At 70.7% G+C, this 18,238-nt stretch carries 19 protein-coding genes; 8 read left to right on the forward strand and 11 right to left on the reverse strand.

Annotated features, from left to right (window positions below; genetic code table 11):
• Positions 1-3: 3 nt before the first annotated feature.
• From FHR37_RS11095 to FHR37_RS11110, 4 genes are all read right to left on the reverse strand, one after another.
• Positions 4-1,920, reverse strand: coding sequence for an ABC transporter ATP-binding protein (locus FHR37_RS11095; RefSeq protein WP_092882817.1), 1,917 nt, complete (start codon positions 1,918-1,920; stop codon positions 4-6).
• A 104-nt stretch (positions 1,921-2,024) separates the two neighbouring features.
• Positions 2,025-3,263, reverse strand: a complete 1,239-nt coding sequence (locus FHR37_RS11100; protein ID WP_202818008.1) for an FAD-dependent oxidoreductase — start codon at positions 3,261-3,263, stop codon at positions 2,025-2,027.
• Positions 3,260-3,883 (reverse strand): PadR family transcriptional regulator, encoded by a 624-nt coding sequence (locus tag FHR37_RS11105; protein ID WP_092882816.1) that lies wholly within the window; start codon positions 3,881-3,883, stop codon positions 3,260-3,262. Before FHR37_RS11105 ends, FHR37_RS11100 begins: the two co-directional genes overlap by 4 nt.
• Before the next feature lie 129 nt (positions 3,884-4,012).
• On the reverse strand, positions 4,013-5,194 hold the full coding sequence (locus tag FHR37_RS11110) for a thiolase family protein (protein ID WP_456237019.1): 1,182 nt from the start codon (positions 5,192-5,194) through the stop codon (positions 4,013-4,015).
• Between the two features lie 197 nt (positions 5,195-5,391).
• On the opposite strand from FHR37_RS11110, the gene FHR37_RS11115 reads away from it, so the two are divergent.
• The 5 genes from FHR37_RS11115 (at position 5,392) to FHR37_RS11135 (ending at position 9,044) form a co-directional block, all read left to right on the forward strand.
• Complete coding sequence (locus FHR37_RS11115; RefSeq protein ID WP_175542450.1) at positions 5,392-5,976, forward strand: NUDIX hydrolase; 585 nt, start codon at positions 5,392-5,394, stop codon at positions 5,974-5,976.
• Between the two features lie 98 nt (positions 5,977-6,074).
• Complete coding sequence (locus FHR37_RS11120; RefSeq protein ID WP_092882814.1) at positions 6,075-7,433, forward strand: GNAT family N-acetyltransferase; 1,359 nt, start codon at positions 6,075-6,077, stop codon at positions 7,431-7,433.
• Between the two features lie 132 nt (positions 7,434-7,565).
• Positions 7,566-8,012: a helix-turn-helix transcriptional regulator gene (locus FHR37_RS11125; RefSeq protein WP_092882813.1), complete on the forward strand. Its 447-nt coding sequence runs from the start codon at positions 7,566-7,568 to the stop codon at positions 8,010-8,012.
• Positions 8,013-8,017: 5 nt separating this feature from the next.
• Entirely contained in the window at positions 8,018-8,428 is a 411-nt protein-coding gene (locus FHR37_RS11130; protein WP_092882886.1) for a VOC family protein, read from the forward strand.
• A gap of 1 nt (position 8,429) precedes the next feature.
• Positions 8,430-9,044 carry a VOC family protein gene (locus FHR37_RS11135; protein WP_092882812.1) on the forward strand — a complete coding sequence of 205 codons (615 nt, stop codon included), beginning with the start codon at positions 8,430-8,432 and terminating at the stop codon, positions 9,042-9,044.
• A 60-nt stretch (positions 9,045-9,104) separates the two neighbouring features.
• Here the strand turns inward: FHR37_RS11135 and FHR37_RS11140 are convergent, their stop codons facing one another.
• A complete protein-coding gene (locus FHR37_RS11140; protein ID WP_092882811.1) occupies positions 9,105-9,782 on the reverse strand; it encodes a TetR/AcrR family transcriptional regulator in 678 nt (225 codons plus the stop codon).
• 89 nt (positions 9,783-9,871) lie between these two features.
• On the opposite strand from FHR37_RS11140, the gene FHR37_RS11145 reads away from it, so the two are divergent.
• Complete coding sequence (locus tag FHR37_RS11145) at positions 9,872-10,783, forward strand: alpha/beta fold hydrolase (protein ID WP_092882885.1); 912 nt, start codon at positions 9,872-9,874, stop codon at positions 10,781-10,783.
• Between the two features lie 13 nt (positions 10,784-10,796).
• Here the strand turns inward: FHR37_RS11145 and FHR37_RS11150 are convergent, their stop codons facing one another.
• Together FHR37_RS11150 and FHR37_RS11155 are read right to left on the reverse strand one after the other, a co-directional pair.
• Positions 10,797-11,858, reverse strand: a complete 1,062-nt coding sequence (locus tag FHR37_RS11150; protein ID WP_092882810.1) for a tyrosine-type recombinase/integrase — start codon at positions 11,856-11,858, stop codon at positions 10,797-10,799.
• A gap of 607 nt (positions 11,859-12,465) precedes the next feature.
• The gene (locus FHR37_RS11155) at positions 12,466-13,350 is read right to left on the reverse strand and encodes a GNAT family N-acetyltransferase (protein ID WP_092882809.1); all 885 of its coding nucleotides are present in this window, start codon (positions 13,348-13,350) and stop codon (positions 12,466-12,468) included.
• A 682-nt stretch (positions 13,351-14,032) separates the two neighbouring features.
• Here FHR37_RS11155 and FHR37_RS11160 point away from each other — a divergent pair.
• Together FHR37_RS11160 and FHR37_RS11165 are read left to right on the forward strand one after the other, a co-directional pair.
• Complete coding sequence (locus tag FHR37_RS11160; protein ID WP_092882884.1) at positions 14,033-14,356, forward strand: YciI family protein; 324 nt, start codon at positions 14,033-14,035, stop codon at positions 14,354-14,356.
• Between the two features lie 23 nt (positions 14,357-14,379).
• The gene (locus FHR37_RS11165) at positions 14,380-15,621 is read left to right on the forward strand and encodes an RNA polymerase sigma factor (RefSeq protein ID WP_378079765.1); all 1,242 of its coding nucleotides are present in this window, start codon (positions 14,380-14,382) and stop codon (positions 15,619-15,621) included.
• 129 nt (positions 15,622-15,750) lie between these two features.
• Here the strand turns inward: FHR37_RS11165 and FHR37_RS11170 are convergent, their stop codons facing one another.
• The 4 genes from FHR37_RS11170 to FHR37_RS11185 form a co-directional block, all read right to left on the reverse strand.
• The gene (locus FHR37_RS11170) at positions 15,751-16,059 is read right to left on the reverse strand and encodes a hypothetical protein (protein WP_092882807.1); all 309 of its coding nucleotides are present in this window, start codon (positions 16,057-16,059) and stop codon (positions 15,751-15,753) included.
• Between the two features lie 71 nt (positions 16,060-16,130).
• Positions 16,131-16,601 (reverse strand): GNAT family N-acetyltransferase, encoded by a 471-nt coding sequence (locus FHR37_RS11175; protein WP_092882806.1) that lies wholly within the window; start codon positions 16,599-16,601, stop codon positions 16,131-16,133.
• A gap of 161 nt (positions 16,602-16,762) precedes the next feature.
• Positions 16,763-17,248, reverse strand: coding sequence for a carboxymuconolactone decarboxylase family protein (locus FHR37_RS11180; RefSeq protein ID WP_092882883.1), 486 nt, complete (start codon positions 17,246-17,248; stop codon positions 16,763-16,765).
• 146 nt (positions 17,249-17,394) lie between these two features.
• Positions 17,395-18,162, reverse strand: a complete 768-nt coding sequence (locus FHR37_RS11185) for an SDR family oxidoreductase (protein WP_092882805.1) — start codon at positions 18,160-18,162, stop codon at positions 17,395-17,397.
• Between the last annotated feature and the right edge of the window lie 76 nt (positions 18,163-18,238).

The raw sequence follows: 18,238 nt of genomic DNA on the forward strand, positions 1-18,238 counted from the left end.
ACATTACCCGGCCGGGGTCGCGACGTTCGCCGCCGCGGACTCCAGGCTTTCGGTGCTCTCGTCGGTGGCGAACTGCGTACGGTGCAGTTCGGCGTAGCGACCGCCGCGGGCGAGCAACTCGTGGTGGGTGCCGCGTTCGACCACCCGGCCGGCCTCGAGCACCAGGATCAGGTCTGCGGCCCGGACGGTGGACAGCCGGTGCGCGATGACGATGGCGGTCCGGTCCGCCAGCGCCTCACCGAGCGCGGCCTGAACGGCGGCCTCGGAGGTGGAGTCGAGGTGTGCGGTCGCCTCGTCCAGGATCACCACCCGCGGCTGGGCGAGCAGCAGCCGGGCGATGGTCAGCCGCTGGCGTTCGCCCCCGGACAGCCGGTAACCGCGTTCGCCGACCACGGTGTCCAGGCCGTCGGGCAGCGCGGCCACCAGGTCGTCCAGGCGTGCCCGGCGCAACGCCTCCCACAGCTCGTCCTCGCCGGCCTCCGGGCGGGCCAGCAGGAGGTTGGCGCGCAGCGACTCGTGGAAGAGGTGGCCGTCCTGGGTGACCATGCCGATGGTGTCGCGCAGCGAGTCGAAGGTCAGGTCGCGTACGTCGGCACCGGACAGCCGTACGGCTCCCTCGTCCACGTCGTACAGCCGGGGGATCAGTTGCGCGATGGTCGACTTCCCCGCGCCGGAGGAACCGACCAGCGCCACCATGGCACCCGGATCGACCCGGAACGACACGTCGTGCAGCACCTCCTCACCGCCCCGGGCGTCCAGCTTCGCGACCTCCTCCAGCGACGCCAGCGACACCTTGTCGGCGGCGGGGTAGCCGAACCGGACGTGCTCGAACTCCACCGACACCGGCCCGTCCGGCACGCGTACGGCATCCGGCCTCTGGTCGATCAGCGGCGCCAGGTCGAGCACCTCGAAGACCCGCTCGAAGCTGACCAGCGCGCTCATCACCTCCACCCGGGCGCTGGCCAGGGCGGTCAGCGGCGCGTACAGCCGGGTGAGCAGCAGCGCCAGCGCCACCACGTCGCCGGGGTCGAGGGAGCCGGCCAGGGCGTAGTAGCCGCCCAGGCCGTAGACCAGCGCCAGCGCCAGCGCCGAGACCAGGGTGAGCGCGGCGATGAACACCCACTGCACCATCGCGCTGCGCACGCCGATGTCACGCACCCGGCGGGCACGCACCGCGAACTCCGCGGACTCGTTCGCGGGCCGCCCGAACAGCTTGACCAGGGTCGCACCCGGCGCGGAGAAGCGTTCGGTCATCTGGGTGCTCATCGCGGAGTTGTGGTTGGCCGCCTCGCGCTCCATCCGGGCCAGCCGGTTGCCCATCCGCCGCGCGGGCACCACGAAGATCGGCAGCAGCACCAGCGCCAGCACGGTCACCTGCCAGGACAGGCCGATCATCACCGCGAGGGTGAGGACCAGGGTGACGAGGTTGCTCACCACCCCGGACAGCGTGTCGCTGAACGCACGCTGGGCGCCGAGGACGTCGTTGTTGAGCCGGCTCACCAGGGCGCCGGTGCGGGTGCGGGTGAAGAACGCCACCGGCATGCGCTGCACGTGGTCGAACACGGCCGTGCGCAGGTCGAGGATCAGCCCTTCGCCGATGCGGGCGGACAGCAGCCGGGTGAGGATCCCGAGCCCCGCCTCGGCCACGGCGATGACCGCGATCACCGCGGCGATGACGAGGACGACCCGCAGCGGCGAGCGTTGCACGATCGCGTCCAGGACCCGCCCGGCCAGCACCGGTGTCGCCACCGTGAGGACGGCGGTCACCACGCTGAGCAGCAGGAACTTCGTGAGCTGGGCACGGTGCGGCGCGGCGAACCGGCCGATCCTCCGCAGGGTCGCGCGGGAGAACGGCCGGCGTTCGTCCTCGGCGTTCATCGCGTGGTAGAGCGACATCCACGCGGTGGTCTCCATGTCCATGCCCGCTCGGTCCCCTTCGCCTCGGTGGCTCTGCCGTCGAGGGCGACACTAGAACCCCAACCAAGGTTGAGGGCAAGTCGTAGCCCGTCGGTTCCGGCACCTTCTCAGCTGCCACCCCCAAGGCCGGCCGAAGCGGACCCGGGCGCCGTCACCGGTGCACCCCAGTCGACGCGGTACCCGTAGGTCTCGCGGGCCGCCTTGCTGTCCGCGGTCAGCCGGAGCACCAGCGGCAGCATCGCGTCGCGGACGACCCGGCCGACCGGTCCGGGCGCCTTGGCGTTGTTGATCCGGGCCGCCTGGGCGATGATCCGCTCGACCCGGGGCCGCCTGGCCCGTACGAACTCCCGCAGCGCGGCCGCCGGATCCGGCACGTCGCGCAGGCACCTCGCCAGCACCACCGCGTCCTCCACGGCGAGCGAGGCGCCCTGGCCGGACGTGGGGGAGGGAGCGTGCGCGGCGTCGCCCACCACGACCATCCGCCCCCGATGCCAGGTGGGCAGATGCGGAACGGCGTGGATCGGCCCGGTGCCCAGCAACCGCGGCGTGGCCCGGATCAGCGGGAGCAGGGGACCGTGGTCGCCGGCGAAGGCCGACTCCAGTTGTTCCCGCCACCGCGATTCGGTGATCGCCTCGAGCTCGCCGCGGCCGGGCTCCTTCGGCCGCGGCAGGTTGGCGAACCACCACACCTCACCGCCCGGTTCCCGGGCGTACCCGAAGAACGCCCGCCGGCCGAACACCATCTCGTAGCTGCCCGGCTCGACGTCCACCGCGACACCGCGGGCGTAGCCGCCGGTGCCGACCAGCCGGGCGTACGTCGGCGCCGGGGCGGCCGGGTCGATGATCGTCCGGACCGTCGAGTGGATGCCGTCGCAGCCGACAAGGAGGTCGCTTGCCGCCTCGCTGCCGTCGGCGAACTCCGCGCGCACGCCGTCACCGGTGTCGTGCGCCGCGACCAGCCGCCGGCCGTACTCGAACGCGACGCCGCGGGCCGCGGCGGTCTCGTGGAGTACGCGGTAGAGGTCGGCGCGCCTGACGGTCTGGCTGGTGGTGCCGTCCTGCAACGGCACACCGGTGCGGGTGCTGCCCAGGCGCCTGCCGCGGTGGTTGCGCAAGGTGATGCCCGGGGTCGGAAAACCCAGCGCCAGCACGGGTTCGTCCGCGTCGAGTACCCGCAGGGCGTGCACACCGTTGGAGCCGAGGGTGAGGAAGACTCCCAGTCCGTCGGTGTCGTGGGGATGCGTTTCGTACACGGTGGGCTCGATGCCCACCTTCTGCAGGGCCATGGCCACCGTGGGACCGGCGATGCCGGCGCCGATGACCAGGGCCGTACGGGGAGGTGTCACGGCTCCTGCCTTTCGTCCTGATGAGTGGATCGGCCGTGGAAGGTTGCCCACATCGGGCCCCAGCCGGCCTCGGGATCGGTGATGCGTGCGACGAAGTCGCGGACGAAGCCGGCCTCGGCGTCCAGGAGCGCGAGGCGGTACTCCTCCTCGACCAGGAACAGCGGGTGTACGCCACTCGCGACGGTCCGGTCGACCAGGTCGCGGATCTCGGCCCGCTGCTCGGCGAGCCGGGCGAGGCGATGGTCGAGAAGGCCGAGCACCTCCTGCGGCGGCAGGGCGGCGATCAGGGAGAGCGCGGCGACGAACTGGGGGTATTCGTGGTTCGGCTCCCCGACCAGGTCGCGCATCCAGTCGTGCAGCTCCTCCCGCCCCGCGTCGGTGAGCGCGTAGACCGTCCGCTCCGGCCGCCCGCCCTCGCGGCTGGTCTCGTGCTCCACGACGAACCCTGCCCGGGCGAGCTGCCCGACCACCATGTAGAGCGAGGCGTGGGTGAACCTGATGCTGCGGTCGTCGCCGTGGTCGCGCAGGGACCTGCTCAGCTCGTACGGATGCATCGGTCGCTGCGTGAGGTAGGACAGCACCGCCAGCGCCAGCAGGTTGTTGACCTTGCGTTTCTTCACTTGGTCAGGATCGACTATCCGAGTGGTTGTAGTCAACCCTGACTAATCCCTGAGGCGTCAGACGGAATGCTCGGACAGGCCCAGGCGACGGCGGGCGACAGTGACAACCCGGCAATCCGGGCAAAGGGGTCAGGCCTCGAGCACGACCGCGAGCCCCTGGCCGACCCCGATGCACAGGGCCGCGAGTCCACGCCCGCCACCACGACGGCGCAGCTGCCAGGCCAGCGAGGCGACGATCCTCGCGCCGGACGCCCCGAGTGGATGCCCGAGGGCGATCGCACCGCCGCGCGGGTTGACGATCTCGGGGTCGAGGTCGGGCCAGTGCGCCAGGCAGGCCAGCGCCTGGGCGGCGAACGCCTCGTTCAGCTCCACCACGTCCAGGTCGGCCCAGCCGAGTCCGGCCCGGGCCAGCGCCTGCTCTGCCGCCCGCACCGGACCGACGCCGAACCGCCGCGGGTCGACCGCCGCGACGCCCCTGGACACCACCCGGGCCAGCGGCTCCACCCCGACCGAGCGGGCCGCGTCCAGGTCGCCGAGCAGCAGCGCCGCCGCACCGTCGTTCAGCGGCGAGGAGTTGCCCGCGGTGATCGTCCCGTCCGGGCGGAACGCCGGCCGCAGCGCGGCGAGGGCCTCGACGGTGGTGTCCGGCCGGATGCTCTCGTCGCGGTCCAGGTCGCAGCCGGGCACCGCCACCACCTCGCCGGCGAACTCCCCGCCCGCCCACGCGGCCGCGGCCCGCCGGTGACTGCGGCAGGCGAACGCGTCCTGCGCCGCCCGCGAGATGGCGTACTCGCCCGCCAGCGCCTCGGTCGCCTCACCGAGCGACACCGTCCACTCCGGCGGCATCGCCGGGTTGACCATGCGCCAGCCCAGCGTCGTCGAGTGCAGCGTCTGCGACTCACGCGGAAAGCCACGCTCGGGCTTGGGCAGCACCCACGGCGCGCGGCTCATCGACTCCACCCCGCCGGCGACGCATAGTGACGCCTCGCCGACGGCGATCGTACGGCTTGCCGTCATGACCGCCTCCATCCCCGAGCCGCACAGCCGGTTGACGGTGGCGCCGGGCACCGAGGCCGGCAGCCCCGCCAGCAGCACGGCCATCCGGGCGACGTTGCGGTTGTCCTCGCCCGCGCCGTTGGCGGCACCGAACACCACGTCGTCGACGCGCGCCGGGTCCAGCCCCGGATTGCGGCGTACGACCTCGCCGACGACGTGCGCGGCGAGGTCGTCGGGGCGTACGCCGGCCAGCGCTCCGGCGTACCGGCCGATCGGCGTACGCACGGCATCGAGCACGAACACCTCGTGGATCACCGCACCGGCTCCTTCCTGCCCGTCGCACCATCGATGACCGCCTGGCTCATACGCCCGGCTCATAGCTCAGCGCATCCCTGTGTGTACAGGCGGTTCACGGTCTCCGGTCATCCTCCGCCGCCGGTCGCGCCGGTGTCGAGCCGAGCCCGGCGCGTCGGATTTCGGGAGAAGTTGATCTTGGTTATATCGTTCGGCACGTGCCCGGATCCCGCATACGTTCCGCCGTGCGCCTGCTGGTCGTCGACCCGCTGGACCGGCTCCTCCTCTTCCACGCCAATCCCGGACGGGGCCACGCGGACGGATTCTGGTTCTGTCCCGGCGGCGGCGTCCAGGCAGGGGAGTCGGCGCTGCAGGCGGCCACCCGCGAGCTGAACGAGGAGACCGGTCTGCACGTCGACCCCGACCGCATCCGGGGCCCGGTGTGGACCCGCCGGCACGTCGTACCCCTCGCTCACGCCGACGACCCGGGCACGGCCGGCGGCGAGCGGGCCGGCAGCGACAAGGGTGCCTACGACGACCTGGACGCCGGGGACGCCTTGGACCTCCTGGACCAGCGGGAGCAGTTCTTCGTCTACCGCGCGCCGAACACTCCCGCCATCCACGCCATCGGTGACCCGTGGTCGGCACGCGACGGCCACCAGGCCTACCGGTGGTGGAGCCGGCGCGACCTGGAGGCCGGTCCCGCCGACGCGGCCGTGTTCGCGCCCCGCCGGCTGCCGGAGCTGTTCCCGGAGATCCTCGCCGGTCGCTGGGAGAACCCGCCCCGCGACGTCGGCGCCTGAACCGTCCGCCCCACGCCTGACCCTCCCGCCCCCAGGACAGAGTGCTGCTCGCGGATATGCGGTAGCCGCACGCCGCGTGGACCCCTAGTCTCACGTCGATGACTTCGATCGTGCTGACGAACGACACCCGGGACCTGGGCGACGGTCTCGTGCTGCGCTGGTCCACCCCCGAGGACACCGACGCCCTCGCCGAGCTGGCCGGTGCGGTGTTCCGCGACGACGGCGACGAGCAGCCCAACCAGGTCCTCATGGACGTCGTACGCCGCCACATGCGCGGCGACCACCCACTCCTCGGACCGACCGACTACGTCGTGGTCGAGGACACCACCGCCGACCGGAAACGGTTCGTCGCCTGTGCGTGCTACCAGCAGGAGGAGTGGACCTACGACGGGGTTTCGCTCCCGGTCGGCCGGCCCGAGATCGTCGCGGCGGATCCGGAACACCGCCGGCGCGGACTCGTCCGGAAGATCTTCGGCGTCATCCACGACCGGTGCGCCCGGGACGGAAAACTGGTCCAGTCGATCACCGGAATCCCCTATTTCTACCGGCAGTTCGGCTACGAGTACGCCGTCGACCTCGGCGGCACGCTCTCGTTTCCGGTCTCGCTGCTGCCCGAGGCCAAGGCCGGTGAGACGCTGCCCTACCGGCTCAGAAAGGCAACCAGGGAAGACGTTCCCGCGTTGATCGCCTGTTACCAGCAGGGCCAGCGGGGGAGTCTGGTGAGTTCCCGGCTCGCGGAGAAGTACTGGTCGTACAACATCGACGCCGAGAACGACCCCGATCCGCGCCGCGGCTATGCCCGGGTGCGCATCATCGAGTCGGTCGACGGGGAGTTCCGCGGTCTGGCGGTGACGCAGGGGAGTGGCGCCCATTTCCGGGTCAGCCTGCTCGAGTTCGCCGCGGGCACCAACCTGGCCGGAATGCGGCCCTCGCTGCTGCGGGGCCTCGTGGAGCTTGCCGGCCAGCAGCTCCCGAACGCGCCGGACACCGAGCCGCTCGGCAGGCTCGTCTTCGAGCTCGGCCGGGACCATCCGTTCTACCCGATGATTCCGGCCGAGTACGGCCCCCGGCTGGATCCGCCGTACGCGTGGTACGTCCGCGTGCCGGACCTGCCTGCCGTCCTGCGCCGGATCGCCCCGGTCCTCGAGCGCCGGCTGGCGGACTCGGCCATGGCCGGCTACGGCGGCGACCTGCTGCTCGACTTCTACCGCTCGTCCGTACGGCTGACCTTCACCGACGGCCGGCTCACCGACGCGCGTGACGAGGGGCCGACCGACCGGCAGGACAAGTCGCCGCGTGCGAGCTTCCCGCCACTGGTGTTCCTGCGGTCGCTGTTCGGGCACGCGTCGCTGGAGGAGCTCCGCGCCGGCTACCCCGACGTCGGCGCCGACGGGACGGCCGGGCCGCTGGTGAACGCGTTGTTCCCCAAGCGGCCGTCCCGCCTGTTCGCGCCCTGACCCACCGAACCTCGCAATGCGGTCACACGGGGCAGTGACAAGCCGGCCTTGACGTTCACCGGCCGGAGACGTCGAGCGGTCGGAGGGCCGGCCTGCTGGGCGGTTCCGGCCCGGCATGGCAGGATCTCGAAGGTGAGCAGCACCCCGTCCGAGCACCGCCTGCGTGACCTCGCCCTGCTGCGCCGCGTCCGCGACCGGATCGACAGGGAGTACGCCCAGCCGCTGGACGTCGAGGCGCTCGCCCGCGGCGTGCACATGTCCGCCGGGCACCTGAGCCGCCAGTTCCGGTTGGCCTACGGCGAGTCCCCGTACGGCTATCTGATGACCCGGCGGATCGAGCGGGCGATGGCGCTGCTGCGCCGCGGCGACCTCAGCGTCACCGAGGTGTGTTTCGAGGTCGGCTGCGCCTCGCTGGGGACCTTCAGTACCCGATTCACCGAACTGGTCGGAATGCCACCCAGCGTCTACAAACGCGAGGCGGCACAGGGAAGTGCGCAGCTACCGGCGTGTGTGGCCAAACAGGTGACCAGACCGATCAGGAATCAAGAAGCACGGCTGGTGGGGTCGCAACTAGCGTGACCGGCATGGACATCACCATTCACACCAGCGTCCTCCCGCACGAGGACCCCGAGGCCTCCTTGGCCTTCTACCGCGACCGGCTCGGCTTCGAGGTCCGCCAGGACGTCGGAAAGGGCACCATGCGCTGGATCACCGTCGGACCGCCCGGCCAGCCCGACACCTCGATCCTGCTGGCGCCGCCGTTTGCCGACCCGGGCATCACCGACGACGAGCGCCGCACGGTCGCCGAGATGATGGCCAAGGGCACCTACGGCTGGATTCTCCTTGCCACAAAGGATCTTGACGGCACGTTCGAGAAGGTCCAGGCGGGCGACGTGGAGGTCGTACAGGAGCCGACCGACCAGCCCTACGGCGTACGCGACTGCGCCTTCCGGGACCCCGCGGGCAACATGGTCCGCATCCAGGAGGTTCGCTGACATGGCCGCCATCAAGGCGATCACCATCGAGGCGCCCGATCCCGGTGCGGCCAACGCCTTCTACGACAGGGCTTTCGGGCTGGGCGGCACGATTCGGACCCGTGCCGGGGAAGCGGCGACCACGGGCTTTCGCGGATGCGCACTGTCGCTGGTGGTGTCGCAGCCCGGCACCGTCGACAGTCTGATCGGCACCGCGATCGACGCCGGAGCCACCACCCTCAAGCCGGCCACGAAGAGCTTCTGGGGATACGGGGGAGTTGTCCAGGCGCCCGACGGCACCATCTGGAAGGTCGCGACCTCGGCCAAGAAGAACACCGGCCCGGTCACCAGGGACGTGGACGACATCGTGCTGCTGCTCGGCGTGAACGACGTCAAGGCCAGCAAGGAGTTCTATGTCAACCACGGTTTGACAGTGAGCAGGAGCTTCGGCAGGAAGTACGTCGAGTTCGACGGCTCGTCCTCGTCGGTGAAGCTGGCGCTCTACGGTCGCAAGGCAGCGGCCAGGGACGTCGGCGTCGACCCGGACGGCTCCGGCTCGCACCGGGTCGTCATCGGCACCGACGCCGGTCCGTTCACCGACCCGGACGGCTTCGCCTGGGAGCCGGCCCCGGCCTGAGGGAGCCCAGGGTCTGTCCCGACGCCGTGGCGAGTGTGGCGTGGCCGGGCCGCGGCGAAGTCACCCCAGTACGCCCACCAGGGCGCGGACGATCACGGCGTCCTCGTCGAACTGGTCGCGCGGGTTGCCCTCGGCCGGGGCCGCCGCCAGCAGGGCGGACACCTGGGGGTGACTTCCCGCGGCGGCGACGTGGCGGAGGTAGGCGGAGCGGCCGGGTGCGCCGGTGTCCGCGGCGGCCTGCTCGTTCTGGACGAACAGCGCGGTCAGCCCACCGAGAAGAGCGAACGCCTCGACCTTGCGCGCCGCCGCGGCGGGATGGTCGGCGAGCACGCCGAGAACGTGCTCCATGAGATCGATCCCGTGGGGGCCGAGAGTGGGGCGGCGTACGACCATGGTGGGCAGCCACGGATGGCGGCGCATGATCTGCCGGGCCTGACGTGCGACGACGAGCAGGTCCGCCTGCCAGTCTCCACTGGGTGCGGGCAGATCGTATTCGCTCCCGACGCTGTCGGTCATCAGGTCGAGCAGGTCCTCGCGAGTGGCCACGTAGCGGTAGAGCGAGGCGGCACCGGTGCCCAGGGCGGACGCGACGCGGCGCATCGAAACGGCCTCCAGGCCCTCGCGGTCGGCGATCTCCACCGCGGCCGCCGTGATCTCGGCGCGGCTGCGTTCGGCCCGGCGTCCGAGTGGCGCCTGCTCCGGCCGCATCCAGATCACCGGCTCCTGCTGTCCCGCCATCCGTCACCTCCCGTGTCGACCCGACCCTACCTATCGCGTACGGTGTTCGCGAACATCGTACGCAAACATGGCCGGTGAACGGAGACCCGATGACGCGCTTCACGCACAACGGCGAGATCACGATCGCCTACGAGGACCTTGGCGGAGCGGGCGGCGACCCGCTGCTGCTGGTCATGGGACTGGGCACCTCACGGTTCTGGTGGCCGGACGGCCTGGTGTCCGAACTGGTCGACCGCGGCTTCCACGTGGCCGCCTACGACCAGCGCGACGCGGGCGAGTCCACCCATCTGCCCGACCGCCGCGACGGCTCACCGATCGGCGCCATGGTGCACCGTGGCGCTCCGCCCTACAGCGCCGAGGACCTCACCGACGACGCGGTCGCCGCCCTCGACGCCCTCGGCTGGGAACGCGCCCACGTCTTCGGTCACTCGATGGGCGGGCTCGTCGCACAGCGCACCGCGATCCGCCACCCGGGGCGCGTGCTGAGCCTCACCTCCTCCTCGGCCGTTCCCAGCGACGCCGGCGGCCTGCGCGTCCTGCGCTACGTGCGCCTCGGGTGCCTGCCCCGGCTCGCGCGGCTTCACCACCCCGACACCCCGCAGGGCAACCTGGACCTGGCGGTGGCGGTCGTCCGCGTGCTGGCCGCGCCCGGTCAGCACGTCGACGAACGCGACGTACGCGAGTTCGTCGACAAGGACGCGGCCCACCAGGCCACCGGCCTGCGGGACACGAAGGCGCAGAGCCGTCAGGTCGGCGCGAAGTGGCACGGGGGAGCCCTGGCCGAGATCGCCGCGCCGACCCTGGTATTGCACGGCGAGGGCGACCCGCTGATACGCCCGTCCGCCGCACGCGCCATCGTCGATGCCGTACCCGGTGCCCGGCTGCGCACCCTCCCCGGAGTCGGCCACTTCCTCACCCGCGACACCTGGGCCACCTACGCCGGCGAGGTGCGCGCGCTGGCCGACCGCGCCCACGAGGTCGACGGGGCCGCACACCGCTGACGGGCAGGCGTTTTCAGTCGCTGGCGAGGGGCGAACTGTCGATGGCCTCGGCGGCGGCGCTCATCGACTCGTCCATGTAGACAGACGTCGTGGCCAGACTGGAGTGCCCGGCGATCTGGGCGACCGTCGCGATGTCCACACCGGCGCGGGCGAGAACCGTCAGGGCCGTGTGCCGCAGGGAGTGCGGTGTCGCCCGCCGGCCGAGAAACTCCTTGGTGTAACGCTCCACCATCCGCTGCAGGTCTCGTGGGGAGAGCCGCTTCCCGCGTACGGATACGAACAGCGCGCTGGCCGCGTCGTCGACCTTGATGCGTTCCGCACGGTCCAGTGACGTCGGCTGCGGAGGTGGCGGACGCTCCTCGGACAGGTATCTCTCGATGGTCCGGAAGGTCGCAGGTGACAGCGGCAGGTCGCGGTTCTTTCCGCCCTTTCCGCGTACGTGCAGAACCGGCGTGCGGGTCTCCTCGTGCAGCCGGATGTCGCTGCGGTTGGCGCCGCACAGCTCCGACACCCGTGGTCCCGACTCGACCAGGAGCCGCAGGATCGCCTCGTCGCGGACGGACAGCTTCTGGTCGGCTCGCAGGGCTTCCTGCGCCCGGCGGCTCGGCGAAGCCCGCAGCAGCAGGGCTTCGTCGACCCGCAGCCCGAGCCGGGCGCCCACCGCTCGCCGCGGGGTGCGCGGCGCGGCGACCCGTGTGGTGGGGTCGACCTGGACGTAACCCTTGTCCGAGGCCCAGCGGAACAGCCCGCGCACCGCGGCGAACCAGCGGGCAAGGAGATGCTGGCCGCGACCTGGGGGAGTGGAGCCGTCCTCGGCGATCTTCAGCCCTTTGGTGAACCGACGATCCGGCGCCTTGGCGATGGCCGTCAGCGCGGCTTCGAGATGGTCGGACTCGATCGTGTCGAGGACGGTGCCGGGGCCCAGGAGAGAGGTGAAGTCGGTGAGGTCGCGGTGGTAGGCGTGCAACGTGGCGGCGCTGAGCTGGGAACGCATCACGCGGCGCTCGAGCACTTCGAGATACTCCAGCACGGCGTCGTGCACGGTCACCGTGGACGACGTTTTCGGCTCGCTCATGGCCGGAAACCTACCATGTCGTGTAAGTGCTATTACACGACATGAATTCGACCAGGATGACGGTGCGGAACCCGCTTCCGACGCTCGGTCACAACCACCCGAGGGTGCTGTGCCACCTTCTGCTGACGTCAGCTGCATGTAGGTATCTCAGCGTGGCAGGCCAGGGACCAGCGCGCCGACCTGGGACGATGCCTGGTCCGGGGGCTCGGACCCACAGGCGGCAGTCGGGCGTCGGCGGTTGGCTGCCGACGCTGGAGCGAACACCGGAACGTCAGGATCCCGAACCGTTCGCGGCCTGACGTTCTGGTGCTGTCGGGTTCGTTGCGTACAGCGTCAGTGCGCATGTCGACGACTCTTCCGCGTACGACAGCCAACGTGCATGGAACGCGGCGACACGACGAGTGGTTCGAAGCCGAGGCCGGCCGAGCGACGTCGAGCGAGAACGCGACCTGTGGCTCCAGACCGATTTCTGTGCCGTACGAACGAGCCCCTCTCGGCCGTTCTCAGCGCTCTCCGTACAACGCCGATAATGAACATTATGTCAATCAAGGACAATGGACCCACTACCCCGGAGCGCCGACAGGACCGGTCGTCACCACCGTGGTGGTCATCCGGGGCGGCGGAAGTCGGTGACGTCCGGGAGCCGGTCGAAGCCTGCCGACACGTACGCCGCCACACCGGCGACGTTGCTGGTCGGGGTACACACCGTCGCGCTGGACGACCCCAGCTGCCGCAGTGCGCCGGCGGCTGCCACCGTGATGGCCCGGCCGTGTCCGCGGCCGCGGTGATCCCGATGGGCGCCCAGTGGTTCGATGAGGCCGGGACGCCCGGCCCCTGCCGACCACACCGTCGTCGCGGCCACCGCGTTGCCGGCATCGTCGTAACCGACCAGGCAGCGAGCCCGGCGGTACGCCGAGGTCGCCGCCAGCGCGCGCCAGCGCTCCTCGGTGAACGTCGAGTTGGGAAACGAGGCCAGCCCCACCGCGACCCGATCCTGCACGATCCGATCGTCAACATGATCCGCGTCGAGCACTTCGATCCGGAGGCCACAGTCCTCCACCGGCGTGGCCAGGTCGCGACGTAGCGGTGTCCACGGCTCGTCGGCGGCCCAGCCGCCGTGGTGCAGGAGTTTTCGGAACGCGGCACCAAACCGGGCCTCGACGGACCCACCACCGGCCGGCAGCACGCCACGCCCCGGGTCCGACAGATCGGCCAGAAGTTGCGCGGCGAGCGCCTCGTCGTGGTCGACACTCGGCGCGACGGCCATCCGGATCAGCCCGTCCTCGCCGTCCATCATGCCCGCGGCCAGTAACTGCCCGTCACGGTGCCACACGCGAACCTTCTCGGCCAGCGCCTGCGCGCCGAACCTCCAGGCCCAGCCGAGGTCACCGGAATGCAGCTGGACCGGCGCGCCTTCGGTCTGCCAGCGCGCCACTTCCTCGACGATCTCGTCCAGCGTGGCGGGCGTCGCGGACTGCAGGGTGATCGACATGCGCCGATCCAACCCGACATCACAGCCCGAAGCCACCGGGTTTTCGAACCTGCCCGCCGGTTGACAACCCGGCCTTGACAGCGGGGCGCCACGTCGGCCCCGAGCCCGGAGGTCCACGTCGTGTAATGCAGACATCGGGGACCCGAGGAGGGCACACCTCTCCCCCGCGTCGACGGTGCGCAACGACGATCAAATGTGGCGCACTCCCGCACCGGAAGGATGGGCATGCCGGCAGCCACCCCCGAAGCCGAACGAAACTCACGAGGCGTTGTCGAATCCGCCGTGGGTCGTTCGTCGCAGAAGTGCGTCGCCTTCCACCACAGGCGCCAGGACCACTGAGGTGAGGAACCATTTTCAGCACACGGTTGACCCCGGACCTGATCGAGGCGGAGAAGGCCTACCGGCTGGAGCGAGCCAGGCGTTCGTTCCGGCCAGTGGGCCGATCCGCGCACCGCCGGGTACGCGCCGAGCGCCGTTCTCCCGCCACGGGAGCCGCGGCGAAGGCGAATCCGCCGCCGGATAACGTCGCTGTCGAAGGGCTCACGACCGGCCCGCCGCCGGTGCGTACCAGAGGGTTCCTGAAAGTACTCCTGGACGTGGTGTCGGATCGGGGCCGAGGCGTTCGTAGCAAGGGTGAACGGCCGCTCACGACGGGCGCCCAGGACCAGAGGAGATGATCGGCATGCAGTACCTCGTCTCGGTGATCGACGACCGGACCGGCTCCGCCGACTCCGACGAGATGGCGGCCATCGACGAGTTCAACGACGGGCTCCGCGCCGGGGGCCACTGGGTCTTCGCCGGCGGCCTCGCCTCCCCCAGCGCCGCGACCGTCATCGACAACCGCGGTGAGGAGACGCTGTTCACCGACGGGCCCTTCCTGGAGTCCAAGGAGCACCTCGCCGGCTTCTGGGTCATGGAGGCCGCGGACCTCGACGTGGCACTGAAGCTCGCGGCCGCAGGGTCGAAGGCCTGCAAGCGGAAGGTCGAGGTCCGGCCGTTCCTGTGAGTCCCGTAAGCCCTGTGAGTCCTGTGAGTTCTGTGAACGAGGCCGACGTACAGCAGGCGATCACCCGGGCCCACCACGAGGAGTGGGCGCGGGTGGTCGCCTCCCTGACCCGCCGTTTCGGTGACCTCGACATCGCCGAGGACGCGGCCGCCGAGGCGTTCGCCACCGCCGTCGAGCGGTGGCCCGCCGACGGCGTTCCTCCCAACCCCGGCGCCTGGCTGACCACCACAGCCAACCGCAAGGCCATCGACCGGCTCCGGCGGGAGAACAAGCGCGACGACAAGCACCGGGAGGCTCAGATGTTGTCCGACGACGACCCGCCCGAGCCTGTCGGTGTCATCGACGACGAGCGGCTCCGGCTGGTCTTCACCTGCTGCCACCCCGCGCTGGCGATGGAGACCCGGGTCGCGCTGACGCTGCGCATGGTCGGCGGGCTGACCGTGCCCGAGATCGCCCGGGCCTTCCTGGTGCAGGAGGCCGCGATGGGGCAGCGGATCACTCGCGCGAAGGCCAAGATCAAGGCCGCTCGTATCCCCTACCGCGTGCCGTCCGCGGAGGACCTCCCGGCCCGGGTGTCCGGCGTACTCGCCGTGCTCTTCCTGGTGTTCAACGAGGGTTACCTTGCGACCGGCCCCGGCTCCGATCCCGTACGCCACGAGCTGACCGCGGAGGCGATCCGGCTCACCCGCCTGATCCGTGCCCTCCTGCCCGACGACGGCGAGGTGGCCGGGTTGCTGGCGCTGATGCTCCTCACCGAGGCGCGCCGTACCGCACGGGTCTCCGCGACCGGCGAACTCGTCTCGTTGGACGAACAGGACCGCGGGGCGTGGAACGCCGCGCTCATCGCGGAGGGGCATCGGCTGGTACGCGAGCGGCTGGAGTCGGGGGTGCCTCCTGGTCGCTACCAGATCCTCGCGGCGATCAACGCCGTACACACTTTCGCCAGGGACGCCCGTGACACCGACTGGTCGCAGGTCGTCGCCCTCTACGACCAGCTGGTACGCCTGGACCGCTCCCCGATCGTCGCGCTCAACCGGGCGGTCGCGGTGGCAGAGCTCGACGGCCCCGAGGTGGCGCTGGCGTCGGTGGACCGGCTCGAGGACAGCCTGTCCGGCTACCACGCCTTCCACGCGACCCGCGCGGACCTGCTGCGCCGGCTGGGCCGCAGCAGGGACTCACGCGCGGCGTACGAAAGGGCCATCGAGCTGACCGGAAACTCAGCCGAGATCGCCTACCTGACAAGGCGTCGCGACCAACTGGGGTAGGGCCGGGACCGCGCAGAACCCGCCTGCGCCAGAACGCACGTGCACAGGGCTGCGGCCGCCCATCCGGTGCGAGAAGGACCGCAGCGGCAAGTCCGCACGGAAGTACGACGGACCGTCCGCCTCCTACCTCTACGACCGTAGATTCTCACCGGGCCCGGCGGCACGCTGCGGCTGGGCCCGCTGCATTCCAAGAACCAGGAGGATTTCTTCGGCAAGGACGAGATCTCGATCCACGTCGAGGGCCAGAAGATCGGTGGGCCGATCGGCATCAAGCAGGGCCAGCGCAAGCGGATCAACAAGACTTTCCAGTTCACCGGCAACGCCCGGATCAAGCTGTACGAGAAGGACTCTCCCGACCGCGACGACTACCTCGGCCAGCGCAAACTCAAGCCGGGCAAGGACAAGGGCATCCTCTCGTTCAAACGCAGTGGCGTCCACTACCGGCTCAGCTACTCGGTGCGCTGAGCCCTCGTCCGGCTACAGATCTGTCGCCGGGCCGGCACCGTCGATCAGGTGACGGCCCGGCGATAGACCTGCCGGGAGCCGCCTTCCGGGCCTGGATCGGCGGCCTCGGCCGGAGTGAAACCCAACGCCTCATAGAAGACGCGGGCGCCGCTGGCGACCGCGCCCGGATGGTCGGCCCCGAACGTGACCACCTCGATGCTGCCCGGCCCCTGCACGAACCTGCGGGTCGCGGCCGCCATCAGCGCACGGCCGACGCCCATCCCGCGTGCTCTCTGCGACACGACGAGCCAGTGGACGTGGTACGTCGGCGGCGTCGCACCGAAGAGCAGGCCGCCGAGGAGATCCAGCCCCGAATCCGAGTCGAGTGCGACGAGCGCAGCCGACTGGCGGATGTGCTCGTCCACCGCACGGTGGAATCCGGGGTTGTCGACCATCGGCCCGAACCACTGCTCGACCTGTGCTGCCAAGCCGAGGAGGCCAGGAAAGTCCTGCTCCCGCGCCAGTCTGACGATCACCCCGTCAGTCTGGCAGACAGGCCGCCGTCGAGGATGATGCGTACGTTGCCGTTCCAGTGAATTCGGAAGGCCGGACTTCTCCGTGCCGGCCCGGCACGACTCACCTGAACCGTGCCGGGCCGCTTCGGCCCCCGGCTCCCCGCCGATCAACTCCCCGTCGATCAGCTCGTCGCCGCGGCGAACATCCCGGGTTCGTACGAGCCGCCCTGCTGGTGCAGGATGACGGCCATCCGGTTGGCCGCGTTGATCAGAGCCACCAGGCATACCAGCGCGGCGACCTGGTCGTCGTCGTAGTGCTTACGTACCAGAGCCCAGGTCTCGTCGGACACACCCTGGTAGGCGTCCGCGAGCCGGGTGCCCTCCTCGGCGAATGCCAGCGCGGCCTGTTCGGCATCGGTGAACACCGTGGACTCCCGCCACGCCGCCACCAGGTGAAGCCGGACCGCGGTCTCGCCCGCTGCCGCGGCCTCCTTGGTGTGCATGTCGATGCACCAGCCGCAGCCGTTGATCTGGCTGGCACGCAGCGACACCAACTCCTGCGTGGCCTTGGGCAGGGGCGACTTCTCGATGAACATGCCGGCGTTGGCGAACCGCTTGGCGAACCCGGCGCCGATTTCGTTCTCGAACAGGTTCAGACGTGGTTCCATCACTTCGTCCTCACTCGCGGTGGTGGGTGCTGCGTACTGGACGACCACAAGACGCCGGCGGACCAGGGTGTGTGACGGGCGCAGTCGCGTGACGTACGCCACCAGACCGCGACCGCCACCATCCGGCGGGCCCGAGCGTGGGCCGGCTACCAGGGCAACGGCCCGTCCTGGTTGAAGAAACCGCCGGTGGGCCCGTCCGGTCCGAGCGTCGCCAGCCGGACCACGACCGCGGCTCCCTGCGCCGGGGTGAGGAATCCCCTGTGGTTGTTGATGTCGGTGTCGACATAGCCGGGGTCGGCGATGTTGACGAGAACGCCGTCCTTGCGCAGTTCGTTGGCGTACTGCACGGTGAGCGCGTTCAGCGCGGTCTTGGAGGGGGCGTACGCGGCCGAGGCCGGCAGCCCGGCCAGCGGGCCGAACGGGTCGCCGGCGATGGTCAGCGACGCGACTCCGCTGCTGAGGTTGACGATCCGCGGTGCCGGTGAGCGCCGCAGCAGCGGGAGCATCGCGTTGGTCACCGTGATCACGCCGAAGACGTTGGTCTCGAACACCGCACGGACCATGTCCAGGTGGACGGTGCTCGGAATCTGGTCGACGGCGTCCTCTGGCGACACCTGCCCGGAGCCGGTGATGCCGGCGTTGTTGACCAGGACGTCGAGGTGGCCGAAGCGCTCCTCGATCCACCTCGCCGCCTCCCCCACGCCGGCCGGGTCGGTGACGTCCAAGGCCACCGCGTACGCGTCGCCACCCGCGTGGCGCAGGGCCGCGGCGGCCTCTTCGCCGCGCTGCCGGTCCCTGGCACCGATCAGGACCGCCATCCCCAGCGTGGCGAGGTGTTCGGCGATCGCGCGGCCGATTCCCTTGTTCGCACCGGTGACGAGGGCGACCAACTGGTGTGTGCTGTGCTCGTTCATGACAGCTCTCCGGAGTTCGATGAGTGAGTGCTGTCCCCTAGGTCGCGCCGACCGGGCCGTTTGTGACAGACGTTTC

Origin of the sequence: Actinopolymorpha cephalotaxi (assembly GCF_013408535.1) — a bacterium.
GTDB classification, from domain to species: domain Bacteria; phylum Actinomycetota; class Actinomycetes; order Propionibacteriales; family Actinopolymorphaceae; genus Actinopolymorpha; species Actinopolymorpha cephalotaxi.

Bases quoted from the DNA above. Each gene is read 5' to 3' on its own strand.
- FHR37_RS11095 (WP_092882817.1), bottom strand. From the start codon at position 1,920: ATGGACATGGAGACCACCGCGTGGATGTCGCTCTACCACGCGATGAAC.
- FHR37_RS11120 (WP_092882814.1), top strand. From the start codon at position 6,075: ATGACTTCGATCGTGCTGACGAACGACACCCGGGACCTGGGCGACGGT.
- FHR37_RS11130 (WP_092882886.1), top strand. From the start codon at position 8,018: ATGGACATCACCATTCACACCAGCGTCCTCCCGCACGAGGACCCCGAG.
- FHR37_RS11135 (WP_092882812.1), top strand. From the start codon at position 8,430: ATGGCCGCCATCAAGGCGATCACCATCGAGGCGCCCGATCCCGGTGCG.
- FHR37_RS11140 (WP_092882811.1), bottom strand. From the start codon at position 9,782: ATGGCGGGACAGCAGGAGCCGGTGATCTGGATGCGGCCGGAGCAGGCG.
- FHR37_RS11145 (WP_092882885.1), top strand. From the start codon at position 9,872: ATGACGCGCTTCACGCACAACGGCGAGATCACGATCGCCTACGAGGAC.
- FHR37_RS11150 (WP_092882810.1), bottom strand. From the start codon at position 11,858: ATGAGCGAGCCGAAAACGTCGTCCACGGTGACCGTGCACGACGCCGTG.
- FHR37_RS11155 (WP_092882809.1), bottom strand. From the start codon at position 13,350: ATGTCGATCACCCTGCAGTCCGCGACGCCCGCCACGCTGGACGAGATC.
- FHR37_RS11160 (WP_092882884.1), top strand. From the start codon at position 14,033: ATGCAGTACCTCGTCTCGGTGATCGACGACCGGACCGGCTCCGCCGAC.
- FHR37_RS11180 (WP_092882883.1), bottom strand. From the start codon at position 17,248: ATGGAACCACGTCTGAACCTGTTCGAGAACGAAATCGGCGCCGGGTTC.
- FHR37_RS11185 (WP_092882805.1), bottom strand. From the start codon at position 18,162: ATGAACGAGCACAGCACACACCAGTTGGTCGCCCTCGTCACCGGTGCG.